12 protein-coding genes are annotated in these 12,422 nt (G+C 74.2%); 5 read left to right on the top strand and 7 right to left on the bottom strand.

Annotated features, from left to right (window positions below; translation table 11 throughout):
- Positions 1-49 precede the first annotated feature (49 nt).
- The gene (locus tag IEY71_RS17780; protein WP_229781848.1) at positions 50-694 is read right to left on the bottom strand and encodes a pyridoxamine 5'-phosphate oxidase family protein; all 645 of its coding nucleotides are present in this window, start codon (positions 692-694) and stop codon (positions 50-52) included.
- Between the two features lie 75 nt (positions 695-769).
- Here IEY71_RS17780 and pdxR point away from each other — a divergent pair, with 75 nt between their 5' ends.
- The 3 genes from pdxR (at position 770) to IEY71_RS17795 (ending at position 3,319) form a co-directional block, all read left to right on the top strand.
- Positions 770-2,251 carry a MocR-like pyridoxine biosynthesis transcription factor PdxR gene (pdxR, locus tag IEY71_RS17785; RefSeq protein ID WP_189086726.1) on the top strand — a complete coding sequence of 494 codons (1,482 nt, stop codon included), beginning with the start codon at positions 770-772 and terminating at the stop codon, positions 2,249-2,251.
- A gap of 101 nt (positions 2,252-2,352) precedes the next feature.
- Positions 2,353-2,841, top strand: coding sequence for a LysM peptidoglycan-binding domain-containing protein (locus tag IEY71_RS17790; RefSeq protein ID WP_189086727.1), 489 nt, complete (start codon positions 2,353-2,355; stop codon positions 2,839-2,841).
- A gap of 61 nt (positions 2,842-2,902) precedes the next feature.
- Positions 2,903-3,319 (top strand): hypothetical protein, encoded by a 417-nt coding sequence (locus tag IEY71_RS17795; RefSeq protein ID WP_189086728.1) that lies wholly within the window; start codon positions 2,903-2,905, stop codon positions 3,317-3,319.
- A gap of 13 nt (positions 3,320-3,332) precedes the next feature.
- Here IEY71_RS17795 and efeB read toward each other — a convergent pair whose 3' ends face one another.
- The 3 genes from efeB to efeU form a co-directional block, all read right to left on the bottom strand.
- Positions 3,333-4,667 (bottom strand): iron uptake transporter deferrochelatase/peroxidase subunit, encoded by a 1,335-nt coding sequence (gene efeB, locus IEY71_RS17800; RefSeq protein WP_189086729.1) that lies wholly within the window; start codon positions 4,665-4,667, stop codon positions 3,333-3,335.
- A gap of 5 nt (positions 4,668-4,672) precedes the next feature.
- Positions 4,673-5,881, bottom strand: coding sequence for an iron uptake system protein EfeO (gene efeO / locus IEY71_RS17805; protein ID WP_189086730.1), 1,209 nt, complete (start codon positions 5,879-5,881; stop codon positions 4,673-4,675).
- A 74-nt stretch (positions 5,882-5,955) separates the two neighbouring features.
- Positions 5,956-6,810, bottom strand: coding sequence for an iron uptake transporter permease EfeU (gene efeU / locus IEY71_RS17810; protein WP_189086731.1), 855 nt, complete (start codon positions 6,808-6,810; stop codon positions 5,956-5,958).
- A 139-nt stretch (positions 6,811-6,949) separates the two neighbouring features.
- Between efeU and IEY71_RS17815 the strand changes: the two genes are divergently transcribed.
- Positions 6,950-9,103 (top strand): S9 family peptidase, encoded by a 2,154-nt coding sequence (locus IEY71_RS17815; protein WP_189086732.1) that lies wholly within the window; start codon positions 6,950-6,952, stop codon positions 9,101-9,103.
- Positions 9,104-9,337: 234 nt separating this feature from the next.
- The gene (locus IEY71_RS17820) at positions 9,338-10,651 is read left to right on the top strand and encodes an FAD-binding oxidoreductase (RefSeq protein WP_189086757.1); all 1,314 of its coding nucleotides are present in this window, start codon (positions 9,338-9,340) and stop codon (positions 10,649-10,651) included.
- Positions 10,652-10,849: 198 nt separating this feature from the next.
- Here the strand turns inward: IEY71_RS17820 and IEY71_RS17825 are convergent, their stop codons facing one another.
- From IEY71_RS17825 to IEY71_RS17835, 3 genes are all read right to left on the bottom strand, one after another.
- On the bottom strand, positions 10,850-11,446 hold the full coding sequence (locus tag IEY71_RS17825) for a DUF1349 domain-containing protein (RefSeq protein ID WP_189086733.1): 597 nt from the start codon (positions 11,444-11,446) through the stop codon (positions 10,850-10,852).
- Positions 11,447-11,448: 2 nt separating this feature from the next.
- On the bottom strand, positions 11,449-12,093 hold the full coding sequence (locus tag IEY71_RS17830; protein WP_189086734.1) for a hypothetical protein: 645 nt from the start codon (positions 12,091-12,093) through the stop codon (positions 11,449-11,451).
- A gap of 84 nt (positions 12,094-12,177) precedes the next feature.
- Positions 12,178-12,408: a hypothetical protein gene (locus tag IEY71_RS17835; RefSeq protein WP_229781849.1), complete on the bottom strand. Its 231-nt coding sequence runs from the start codon at positions 12,406-12,408 to the stop codon at positions 12,178-12,180.
- Positions 12,409-12,422 lie beyond the last annotated feature (14 nt).

Below are 12,422 nucleotides of genomic sequence, written 5' to 3' on the forward strand. Positions count from 1 at the left end.
GTACCGACGGGGCATCCGGCGATCGCCCTATTCCTGCGGCCGGGGCACCTCAGACGCCCGTGAGGCGGCGCACCGACTCGGGGAGCGGAGTGCCCGCCGGGGTGAGCGGCGAGGGCTCGGGCTCGCCCCAGGCGCGGCCGAGCGGCACCACGCCCGCCCAGGCGGCGTGGTCCTCGCCGTCGTCGGGGGCCTCGCCGACGCCGGCGGCGCGGGCCTTCATCACGAACTCCGCGATGGGCAGCCGCAGCGCCCGCGTCGCCGCGTACTCCTTCTTGGTGGTGTCGCGCACCTCGGCCGGGCGGCCGGGCATGAGGTGGGCCGAGAGCGCCACGAGCGCGTCGTGCTCCTCGGCCGCGGGCACCTCCTCGAGCACGCCGTAGACGACGGCGCTGCGGTAGTTCATGGAGCTGTCGAAGAGCGAGCGGGCGTAGACGAGCCCGTCGAGCGAGGTGACCGCGAAGGCGACGGTCGCGCGCTCGGCCGCCGCGCGCAGTGCGAAGCCGCCTCCGGTGGAGCCGTGCAGCAGCAGCTCGTCCCCGACCCGGGCATAGGCCATCGGGATCACGAGGGGCTGGCCGTCGGCGACGACCGCGAGGTGGCCGACGAGCTCCTGGTCGAGCAGGGCGTCGAGCTCGGCGCGCTCGTGGCGCTCACGCTCGGGCATACGGCGGACACGGCGGGGGGAGGAAGTCATGCACGCAGTCTCGCTCGCGCACTGGTACTGTGTGCAGTCCAGTTCAGAGACGTTCATACAGACCAGTTGGGAGCCATGGCCGAGCCGCTCATCCTCCTCGACCGCCGTCCGGGCGCCGGCCTCGTCGCCCAGCTCGTCGCGGCGCTCCGGCGCGACATCCTCGACGGCCGTCTGCGCGCCGGCGACGCGATGCCATCCACGCGCGGCCTCGCGCGCGAGCTCGCGGTCGCCCGCAGCACCGTCGTGGCCGCCTACGAGCAGCTCGCGGGCGAGGGCTACCTCGAGCTCCGGCAGGGCGCGGCGACGCGGGTCGCCGAGCTCGGGCCGCGTCAGGCGCAGGGACCCGCCGACGGCGGCCGGTCGGATGCCCCGGATGCCCCGGCCTCCCCGGCCGGCGACTCCCCCGCCAGGGGGCTCGTCGCCGACCTCTCGCCCGGCGTCCCCTCCACGGTGCGCCTCGACGAGCGGGCGTGGCGCGCCGCCTGGCGGGCCGCCGCCGCCCATCCGCCCTCATGGTCGCCGCCGCCGCTCGGCGTGCCCGCCCTGCGCACCGCGATCGCCGAGCACCTGCGGAGCGCCCGCGGGGTGCACTGCGCACCCGAGGACGTCGTCGTGGCCGCCGGCACGAGCGAGGCTCTGGCCCTCGTCGCGCGGGCGCTCGTCGCCCTCCGCGGCGCGGGGGTGCGCGTCGGCGTCGAGGACCCCGGATACCCCGCCGGACGCCGGGCGCTCGAGCGGCACGGGGCCGCACCAGTGCCGCTGCCCCTCGCCGACGGCGGCCTCGAGCTCGGCGCGCTCGAACGCGCCCTGCAGCGGCGCGGCCGCGCTCGGCTCGACGCGGTGATGGTCACCCCCAGCCACCAGTACCCGCTCGGCGGGCGACTGCCGGTCGCCGATCGACTCGCGCTCCTCGAGCTCGCGGCCCGAGCCGACGCCTTCGTCGTCGAGGACGACTACGACAGCGAGTTCCGGCACACCGGCGCACCGCTGCCCGCCCTCGCCTCGCTCGACGGCGGCGAACGGGTCGTGCTCGTCGGCAGCTTCTCGAAGGTGCTGACCCCCTGGCTGCGGCTCGGCTACCTCGTGCTGCCCGCGCACGCCGGCCTGCGCGCGGCCGTCGCGACCGCCCGCGCCGAGCTCGATACCCCCGTGGCCGGGCCGGTGCAGCTCGCCGTCGCCGACTATCTCGGGCGCGGCGCGCTGCGGCGGCACATCGCGGCGACCCGCCGCGAGTACGCGCACCGGCGTCGGCTCGTGCAGGACGCGCTCGGCGACCTCGACCCCGAGCGGGCCCGGCTCACCGCGATCGACGGCGGACTGCACGCGGTGCTCGAGCTCCCGGACCGCGCGGCGGAACGCGAGCTCGTCGCACGCCTGGGCGAGCAGGGCGTGATCGTCGCCCCGCTCGCGCAGTACGCCGTGCACGAGGACGGGGCCGGGCCGGATGCCGCCGGCCGACCGGCCGGCCCGGCCGGCATCGTGCTCGGCTACGCCGGCGTCGGGGATCTCGCGCTGGCGGCGGCCCTCGAGCGGATCCGCACGGCGGTCGGGCCCTGAACCCGGCCGGAGGGTGTGTTCCACATCCCCGCCGAAAACCGGTCCGGCGGCGGCATCCGCGACTAGGCTGGCCGAGCCCACCGGATCGATGAGGAGCCCTCGTGAGGCCAGTCCCCAGCATCGCGCGGCACCGCCGCGCGCTCGGCGCCGCCGCGCTCGTCCCGCTCGCGATCGTCGGATTCGCCGCGTGCACCCCGACCTCGCCGCCGCCGGCCGAGACTGTCCTCGTCACCGTCACGGCCACGCCGACGCCCACGCCCACCCCGACGCCCACCGCCCCGGTGGCGGCGCCCGAGCCGCCGCCCGCGCCCGAGCCCGTGCCGAACGACCCCGCGCCCGTCGTCGAGCCGGGGCCCGCCGTCGACCTCGGCTCGATTCCGGGCGCCACCGGCACCCCGGTCCTCGACGGCGACGGCATGCCCGTCCGCTACACCGTCGTCTCGGGCGACAGCTTCTTCGACATCGCGCAACGCTTCGACCTGCCCCAGCAGCAGCTGCTGCGCATGAACCCGCAGATCCACGACTTCGGCGAGGCGGTCTACATCGGCGACGAGCTCAACCTCGACTGGACGAAGACCGGCCTCGGCTGAGCGCACGGCTCCCGCGAGCGCGACGCAGGCCGCGCGCAGCGCCCTCCGGTAGCCTGACCGGGTGCCGCCCGCCCTCGCCCTCGACTCCCCCGTCGTCGTCCTCGAGCCGTGGAGCCCGTGGCCGCTCGTCTTCTCCGGGCTCGTCCTGCTCACCGGCGCAGTCTTCGCGATCGCGGGCCGCGAGCACCGCTGGATGCGCGACCTCGGCTACGTGCTCGTCGTCGCGGGGCCGCTCTCCGGCGTCGCGCTGCTCGGCTTCCTCTCGGGCAACTGGGACCAGGGCCAGCGCCGCGACGCGATGATCGCGATCGGCTACGAACAGCCGCTCTTCTCGGGCGGCGAAGGCATCGTCGGCGGCACGCCCGGCGCGATCGACTTCACGGCCGTCCGCGACGGCGAGGACGTCTCCGGCCAGCTGCAGCCGCTCGGCGGCGACCGCTGGGCCGTCGTCGAGGGCGCGCGCTCCACGCAGGAGTAGGCGCGCGGGCGGCTCAGTCGAACAGCCGCTGCCCCACGAACTCTCCCACGGCGACCCCGCCGGGCACGGCGAAGATCGCCGAGCCGACGTGCTTCAGATACTCGTTCAGCCCGTCGGCCGCGAGCGAAGTCTGCACCCGCACGAACTGCTCCGGCGAGCGCTGGAACGACAGGAAGAACAGCCCGGCGTCCAGCCGCCCGAGCGCGTCGTTGCCGTCGACGAAGTTGTAGCCGCGCCGCAGCAGCCGCGCTCCGCCGTTCACGCTCGGATGCGCGAGCCGCACGTGCGAGGCCGGATCGATGAGCGGCGCGCCCGTCGGCCCGGCGGCCTCGAAGTCCGGCTCGGTGAACTCGGTGCCGCCGGAGAGCGGCGCTCCCTCGCCCTTCGAGCGGCCGACGAGCTGCTCCTGCTCGCCGAGCTGCACCCGGTCCCAGTTCTCGATGACCATGCGGATGCGCCGCGCCACGAGGTACGAGCCGCCGGCGAGCCAGGCCGGCTCGTCGCCGGGCTGCACCCAGACGTGCTCGTCGGCGACGCCGGGCTCCTCGGCCTTGATGTTCGCGGTGCCGTCCTTGAAGCCGAAGAGGTTGCGCGGCGTCGCCTGCGCCGTCGACGTCGAGGAGGTGCGGCCGAAGCCGAGCTGCGACCAGCGCAGCGTCGCGCGCCCGAAGGCGATCCTGCTGAGGTTGCGGATGGCGTGCACGGCCACCTGCGGGTCGTCGGCGCAGGCCTGGATGCAGAGCGCGCCGCCCGTGCGCGCCGGCTCGAGGGCGTCGCCCTGGAACCTCGGCAGCGCCACGAGCTCGGGCGGGCGACGGGCCGCGAGCCCGAACGGGTCCCCGCCATCGGCGGTCTCGAAGACCTCCGGGCCGAAGCCGAAGGTGATCGTGAGGCCGGACGCGGGCAGGCCGAGCGCCTCCCCGGTGTCGGCCGGCGGCGCGTAGTCGGAGCCGCCGACCGCGCCGCCCTCGGCGACCTCGAGGCCCTGGCTGAGCCGGGCCGCCGCGGCCGTCCAGTCGCTGAGCAGCCCGATGAGGCCCTCGCGGTCGAGGCCGGGGTCGGGGTCGAAGACGGCGAAGTGCAGCCGGTCCTGCGCCGGCGTGGTGATGCCGGCCTGGTGCGCCCCGTAGAAGGGGAACACGGATGCCCCGGCCGCGCCGCCGCCGTGGGCGCCCGCCGTGAGGGCGACGCCCGCGGTCGCCGCGCCGCCCGCGAAGCCCGCCGCGGCACCGGCCGCCCCCGCGCCGAGCAGGCCGAGCAGCCCGCGGCGGGAGACGCCGCGGGACTCGGGCTCGGCCCGTCCGGGCTCGACCCGTTCGGCTTCGGCGGGGACGCCCGGCTCGGTCATCGTGGTCAGACTCCGAGCACCGTGGCGGTGAGCTGCGACAGCGGCTCGGCGAGCGCGTTCACGCGGTCGCTCAGCGCCTTCCGGTCGGCATCCGTCAGCGTCGCGTAGTCGACGAAGCCCGCGTCGAGCGAGCCGTACTTCGCGAGCTCGTCCTCGAGCGCGGTGAAGCGCCCGTCGATCTCGTCCGCGAGCGCCGTGCCCTCGTCGCCCTTCGACTCGGCGAGCGCGCGCACCGCGCCGAACGCCACGCCGGCGCCCTGCACGTTGGCGGCGACGTCGGAGAGGTCGGTGCCGCTCCACCAGTCCTCCTCGCCGGTGATCTTGCCGGCGGCGACCTCGTCGAGGAGAGCGATGGCGCCGTTCGAGATGTCGGCGAGCGACACCGCGAACGCGGAGTCCGTGACGAGCTCGTGCAGCTGGGTGACGTCGGCGACGAGGCCGTCGGCGTAGGCCTTCCGCTCCTCGGGGGTCGAGGGCGCCCAGTCCTTCAGCGCGTCCTGCCCGTCGGAGTTGAGCTCGCCGGGCTTCGGCGCCCACAGGTCCTTCTCGATGCGGTGGAAGCCGGTCCAGTCGAGGCCGTCGGCGACGGCGTCGACCTCGCGGAAGTCGATCTTCGGGTCGAGGTCGCCGAACGCCTCGGCGGTGGGCTCGATGCGCTCGTAGGGCACGCGCGCCGTCGCGAACAGGGCGCGCGCCGCCTCGTCGTCGCCCGCTGCGTAGGCGTCGGCGAGCTGCTGCACGAGCGGCAGCAGCTCGGAGGTCTGCGAGCGCACGTAGGCGAGGTACTCGGTGACGGCCTGGTCGCTGAGCGCCTGCTCGTCGGCCGAGACGGCGGATGCCTCGCCGGTCACGGTGAACTCGGCGAGACCGACGGGGGCTCCGACCTGCTGGAACTTGCACGCGGTGTAGTACGTGCCGGGCTCGAGCTGCGCGGTGAAGTCAACCGTCTGGCCCGGGGTCACGTTCTCCTTCTCGCCGACGATGCGGAGCTGGTCCTCGGCGAGGATCTCGAACTCGTTCACGTCGCTGCCGGAGTTCGTGAGCGAGAACGTGACGGCTCCCGCCGGGGCGGTGCCGGTGGCCACGGCGCAGGCGTCGTCGCTGATCTCGACGGCGATCGCCTGAGCGAGCTCGGACTTCGCGACGCAACCGCTCAGGGCGAGCGCGGTGAGCGCGGTCGCGGCGACGGCGACGGGCAGGGCACGGCGGGTCATGGATGCTCCAAGGGTCGGTGGACGGATCTGGGCACTGCTGGCGGCGGGGGTCGGCTGGCCGACGGGGTCGCGGTTCAGCCGGCCGCGGCAGCGGCGGCCGGGGCAGGGGGTGCCGCGGCGGCGGTGTGCCGGCGACGCAGCATCACGAGGTAGAGCGCCATCGTGACGGCGACGTACGCGGTCCAGCCGATGACCTGCGCCCAGGTGGGCTCTGGGGTGAAGTTGAAGATGCCGCCGAGGAGGGTGTCGAGCCAGCCGCCGGCGGGGATGAGCTGGGTGAGGCTGTAGGCCGGCGTGCCCCAGCCCGGGATCACCGAGGCCTCCTGGAGGTCGCCGATGCCGTAGGCGAGCACCCCGGCAGCGACGAGGATCAGGAAGAGGCCGGTCCAGGTGAAGAACGCGCCGAGGTTGAAGCGCACGAGGCCCTTCGAGATGCCCCAGGCGATCACGATCGCGGTGGCGATGCCGGCGAGCGCGCCGACGGTGCCGAGCACGGGGTCGCTGCCGCCGGCGACGTTCGCCCACACGAAGAGCGCGGTCTCGACGCCCTCGCGGCCGACCGAGAGGGCGCCCAGCAGCACGATCGCCCAGGCGGAGCGCTCGATCGCGGCATCCACCTGCCCCCGCAGCTCGCTCGAGAGCGTGCGGCCGTGGGTGCCCATCCAGAAGATCATCCAGGTGACCATCGCGACGGCGAGGAGCGAGAGCACGCCGCCGAGGATCTCCTGCGCCTGGAACGTCATCGCGTACGGGCCCCAGGTGAGCAGCGCGCCGACGCCGAGGGAGATCGCGACGGCGATGCCGATGCCGATCCAGAGCCGCCCGAGCAGGTCGCGGCGGCCGGTCTTGCCGAGGTACGCCACCAGGATGCCGACGATGAGGCCGGCCTCGAGGCCTTCGCGGAGGCCGATCAGATAGTTGGCGAGCACGGGCGTCTCCTGGGTGTGGACGGAGGATGGCTCTGATGAGAGCAGCTAAGGCTAACCTAAGCGCGCTCCCGCGGCGAAACGGATTCTCAGCTTCGGATGCGCCCGGTCCCCGGAGGCCGGCCGGGGGTAGCGTGGGGACGTGCTCACTCCGCCCGTGACCCCCAAGCGACCGATCCAGCGAGAGCACCACGGCGACGTGGTGACCGACGACTACGAGTGGCTGCGCGAGAAGGACGACCCCGAGGTGCTCGCGCACCTCCACGCCGAGAACGCGTACACCAAGGCGAAGACCGAGCACCTCTCCCTCCTCACCGAGCAGGTGTTCGAGGAGATCCGGGCGCGCACGAAGGAGACCGACCTCTCCGTGCCGACGCGCGAGGGCGAGTGGTGGTACTTCACCCGCACCCGCGAGGGCGCCGAGTACGGCATCCACTGCCGCGTGCCCGCGGCCGGCCCCGACGACTGGGAGCCGCCCGTGCTGCCCGAGTCCGGCGGCGAGGCGCTGCCGGGCGAACAGCTGCTGTTCGACGAGAACGCCGAGGCCGAGGGGCACGAGTTCTTCGCGCTCGGCAGCTTCGACGTCTCCGCCGACGGAACGCTGCTGCTCACCGGCGTCGACGTCGAGGGCGACGAGCGATACGAGCTGCGCATCCGGGCGATCGACGGCTCCGGCCGCACCTTCGACGACGTCATCCCCGGCACCTCCGGCGGCGCCCTGTTCGACCCCAGCGGACGCTTCGTCTTCTACGCGACGGTCGACGAGTCCTGGCGGCCCGACACGATCTGGCGGCACGAGGTCGGCACCGAGGCATCCGCCGACGTCCGCGTCTTCTCCGAGCCGGACGAGCGCTACTGGCTCGGCGTCGGGATGACCCGGAGCCGCCGCTTCCTCGTCATCGAGGCGGGCTCGAACATCACGAGCGAGACCCGCCTGCTCGACGCCGACGACCCGACCGGCGAGTTCCGCGTCGTGTGGCCGCGCCGCGAGGGCGTCGAGTACGACGTGGAGCACCTCGTCGCGGGCGGGCGCGACCGGCTGCTCATCACGCACAACGACGGCGCCCCGAACTTCGAGCTCGTCTCGGTGGCCGCCGACGACCCCGAGGGCCCGCGGCGCATGCTGCTGCCGCACGACCCGGCGGTGCGGCTGGAGGGCGTGGATGCCTTCCGCGACTTCGTCGCCGTCGAGTACCGCCGCGGCGGGCTGCCCAGGGTCGCGATCGCGAAGGTTCCCGCCGCCGGCATCCCCGAGGGGGCCACCGCCGACGACACGCTGCACGAGCTCGCCTTCGACGAGGAGCTCTTCGCCGTGGGCGTGCGCGGCAACCCGGACTGGGTGCAGCCGCAGCTGCGCATCGGCTACACGAGCTTCGTCACGCCCTCGACCGTGTTCGACGTCGTCGTCGCCACCGGCGAGCGCCGGCTGCGCAAGCGCCAGCCCGTGCTCGGCGACTACGACCCCGCCCGCTACGTGCAGCGCCGCGAATGGGCGACGGCCGAGGACGGCACCCGCGTGCCGATCTCGCTCGTCTACCGGCACGACCTCGTGACGCCCGGCACCCCCGCGCCGACCCTGCTCTACGGCTACGGCTCCTACGAGCACTCGATCGACCCCGGCTTCGGCGTCGCCCGGCTCTCGCTGCTCGACCGCGGCATGATCTTCGCCGTCGCCCACGTGCGCGGCGGCGGCGAGCTCGGCCGGCACTGGTACGAGGACGGCAAGAAGCTCCGCAAGAAGCACACCTTCAGCGACTTCGTCGCCGTCGCCCGGCACCTGAGCGACGAGGGCTGGACCGCACCCGACCGGCTTGTCGCCCAGGGCGGCTCCGCCGGCGGCCTGCTGATGGGCGCCGTCGCGAACCTCGCCCCCGGGGCGTTCAGCGGCATCCTCGCCGAGGTGCCCTTCGTCGACCCGCTGACCTCGATCCTCGACCCCTCGCTGCCGCTCACCGTCATCGAGTGGGACGAGTGGGGCGACCCGCTGCACGACCCCGAGGTGTACGCGTACATGAAGTCGTACTCGCCCTACGAGAACGTGCGCGACGGCGAGCACGGCGGGCGGCACTACCCGCCGATCCTCGCGGTCACCTCGCTGAACGACACCCGAGTGCTCTACGTCGAACCCGCGAAGTGGGTGGCCCGGCTGCGCGACGCCGGCGCCGAGCCGCTGCTGCGGATCGAGATGGCGGCCGGGCACGGCGGCGTCTCCGGGCGCTACGCCTCCTGGCGGGAGCGGGCGTTCGCCTACGCCTGGGTGATCGACCGGGCGAAGGCGCACCCGAGCGGAGAGTGACTGGTTCGCTGAGCTTGGCTCGCTGAGCTCGTCGAAGCGCCTGGTTCGCTGAGCCCGCCGCAGCGCCTGGTTCGCTGAGCCCGCCGCAGCGCCTGGTTCGCTGAGCTCGTCGAAGCGAGCCCACCGCAGCGCTTCGACAGGCTCAGCGAACCACAGCGCGCTTCGACCGGCTCAGCGAACCACTCCGGCTCAGCGAACGTGCGGACGTCGGCGGCGGGTGGCACACTGGCGCGCATGCCGATCCTCGCAGCGTTGCAGCAGGTCCTTCCCGGCCGCGCCTTCGGGCCCAGCGACTCCGAGTACGACGCCGGGCGCGCGGTCTTCGCCGGCGTCGGCTCCCCCGAGGCGGTGGTCCGCCCGGCGAGCGCGGAGCACGTCGCGGCCGCCGTGCGCGTCGCCGCCGAGCATGGCGCGCCGATCGCGGTGCGCTCCGGCGGGCACGGCAGCGAGCCCGTCGACGGCGGCCTGGTCATCGACCTCGCCGAGCTCGACGGCGTCTCCCTCGGCGAGGGGCGACTCGTCACGGTGGGCGGCGGTGCGCGCTGGGGCGATGTGGCCGCCGCACTCGAGCCCGCGGGCCTCGGCGTGAGCTCGGGCGACACCCGCGACGTCGGCGTCGGCGGCCTCACGCTCGGCGGCGGCATCGGCTGGCTCGTCCGCCAACAGGGGCTCACGGTCGACGCGCTGCGCTCCGCGGAGCTCGTGACGGCGGCGGGCGAGGTGCTGCGGGTCGACGCCGAGCAGCACCCCGAGCTGTTCTGGGCGATCCGCGGCGGCGGCGGCAACTTCGGCGTCGTCACCTCCTTCACCTTCGAGGCCGTGCCCGCCGACGGGCTCGCGGGCGGTCATCTGCGCTTCGCACAGGCGGATGCCCCGGCGGTGCTCCGAGCCTGGCGCGAGGTCGTGCGCGCCGACGAGGCGCTGAACTCGACGCTGCTGGTCTTCCCGCCGTTCGCCCCCGAGGTGCCGGCGGGCCCCATGGTCGCCGTCGCCCGGCGCGGCAGCGAGGCCGAGCTGCGCGAGACGCTCGCGCCGCTGCTCGCGCTCGACTCGCTCGAGGAGACGGTGCTCGGGCCGGTCGCCTACTCCGAGCTGCTCGAGGACGCCCCGCCGGGCAAGCCGCCGTTCCGTTTCGTCGGCGGCAACGGCTTCGCGCCCGAGCTCGACGACGCGCTGCTCGAGGCCTGCCTCGCGGCACTGGCCGGTCCGGCGCCCACGATGCTGCTGCTCCGCACCCTGGGCGGCGCCTTCGGACGGGTGCCCGCCGAGGCGACGCCGATCGCCTTCCGCGACGCCGAGACCTTCGTCGTGGTCAACGCGGTGCTGCCGCAGGACGCCCCCGAGCAGCAGGTCGCCGAGCTCCGTGCGCTGCACGAGGGCGTGCTCGGCCGACTCAGCGGCGTCTACGGCAACTTCTCCGAGGAGCGCGGTGAGCACGTCATCCGCGCCATGTACCCGCCCGAGACGCTCGCCCGGCTGCGCCGGATCAAGGCCGAAGTCGACCCGCAGCAGCTGTTCCGGCACGGGCACGCGATCGCGCCGGCGTAGCCGTTCGCCGAGCTTGGTTCGCCGAGCTTGGTTCGCTGAGCTTGGTTCGCTGAGCTTGTCGAAGCGAGCCCGTCCGAGCGCTTCGACAAGCTCAGCGAACCAGCCGCTTCGACGGGCTCAGCGAACCAACCGACGCTTCGACGGGCTCAGCGAACCAGCCGCTTCGACAAGCTCAGCGAACCAGCCGCTTCGACGAGCTCAGCGAACCATGACCGGCGGGTCGGCGTGCAGCTCGGTGTCGGCCGCCACGTGCCGCCAGGCGGTGAAGGTCACCTCGAGGCCGTCGCGCGAGGGCGCGCAGACCATCGGCCCGGCCGACGCGTCCGACGGGAACGGCGTCACCCGGAACGTACGCCACGGCCCGTCGTCGGCCCGAGCGCGCAGCACGACGGCATCGGCGATCCGGCTCGCGCGGATGGTCACGATGCACCCCGCCCACTCGGGCACGGGCGCCATCGACCAGTCCGAGCGGCCGTCGGTCACGACCGCCCCGAGCTGGGGCACGCCGTCGCTCAGCTCGATGCCCGCTTTGACCCAGCGCTCCGGGCCGGCGACGAGCATGAGCCCCGCCTGGTCGTAGAGCTCGCTGAGCGAGGCGCTGTCGAAGGAGACCTCGATCGCGGCATCCGCCGGCCACGCACCGAGCAGGGCGTGCCCGTCGTCGTGCACGAAGCCGTACAGCGTCTCGCGCCAGTAGTCGCTGCCCTCCAGCGCCCGCACGACGAGCGCGTCGCCGCGCTGCTCGGTCGAGGCGGGCTCGCGGGTCCAGCGGCCGTCGCTCCAGGGGACGCGCATCGTCAGCCCACGTACCCGTGGAAGGGATCTTCGCGCTCGGCGCGCTTCAGCTCGGCCGTCTCGACGGCGCGCTCGAGGTCCTCGAAGAGCTCGCGCATGCGCTGTGGGCGGGCGAGCTCGTACTCGGCATCCACCTCGATCTGCGGCCACTCACGGTCGAGCCTGGCCTCGATCGCACCGGCGACGTCGTTCCACGCCTCGTCGCGCGCGCGGGTGGCGAACTCGCGCAGGTACTCGGGGTCTTCGCGCAGCTCCCAGAGCCGCTTCGCGACCGAGGTGTAGACCTTCTCGCGGCGGCGCAGGTTGCCGGTGTCGGCGCGGCGGTAGTCGTGCTGGTGCTTCGCCTTGCCCTCGCGCTTCGCGGCGGTCTCGCGATCCTCGGCGGAGAGCTCGGCGGTCGCGTCGGCCTGCTGCACGAGTTCGTACAGCACCTCGCGCGCGGCCGCGGCGGCACGGTCGTCGTCGTAGCGCTCCTCTCCGCGCAGCGCCTCGACCACGAAGCGGTTGCGGAGCGTCATCCGGCCCGCCGATTCGGCGAGCATCACGCCCTCGTCGATCATCTCCTCGACGCTGGGCGGCTGGACCTCCGGCAGGGCGGCGCGGTCGAACGGCTTGAACTTCGGACGCCTCCGACGGAACCAGCGCATGCGGGCTCCCTTCCGACTCCGATGCCCGCCTTCGAGCCTAGCGGCGGGAGCCCGGACGATGGGAGGGGGCGGCGGCCGCGGCGATCAGCTCGGGCAGTGCAGCTGCGTGCGCTCGCCCGAGCGGTCGATGTCGTGCTCCGACATCGGTTTGCCGCAGAGCGGGCAGGCCGGCGGGCGCTCGGCGACGGGCTCCTCGTCGTAGGGGCCGAGGGGCGGGGGCCCGATGTACGGCAGGAGCTTCGCGTTGAGCTTGTCGATGAGGCCCGCGTACCCCCGTCGGGGCGAGTCGCCTGCGGGGTGTTCTCTTCGTGTCACAATCATTAGTGTAC

The organism is Agromyces mediolanus, assembly GCF_014648575.1.
GTDB lineage: Bacteria > Actinomycetota > Actinomycetes > Actinomycetales > Microbacteriaceae > Agromyces > Agromyces mediolanus.

Bases quoted from the DNA above. Each gene is read 5' to 3' on its own strand.
- IEY71_RS17825 (WP_189086733.1), bottom strand. From the start codon at position 11,446: ATGCGCGTCCCCTGGAGCGACGGCCGCTGGACCCGCGAGCCCGCCTCG.
- efeB (WP_189086729.1), bottom strand. From the start codon at position 4,667: ATGACCGAGCCGGGCGTCCCCGCCGAAGCCGAACGGGTCGAGCCCGGA.
- pdxR (WP_189086726.1), top strand. From the start codon at position 770: ATGGCCGAGCCGCTCATCCTCCTCGACCGCCGTCCGGGCGCCGGCCTC.
- IEY71_RS17780 (WP_229781848.1), bottom strand. From the start codon at position 694: ATGACTTCCTCCCCCCGCCGTGTCCGCCGTATGCCCGAGCGTGAGCGC.
- efeO (WP_189086730.1), bottom strand. From the start codon at position 5,881: ATGACCCGCCGTGCCCTGCCCGTCGCCGTCGCCGCGACCGCGCTCACC.
- IEY71_RS17820 (WP_189086757.1), top strand. From the start codon at position 9,338: ATGCCGATCCTCGCAGCGTTGCAGCAGGTCCTTCCCGGCCGCGCCTTC.
- IEY71_RS17830 (WP_189086734.1), bottom strand. From the start codon at position 12,093: ATGCGCTGGTTCCGTCGGAGGCGTCCGAAGTTCAAGCCGTTCGACCGC.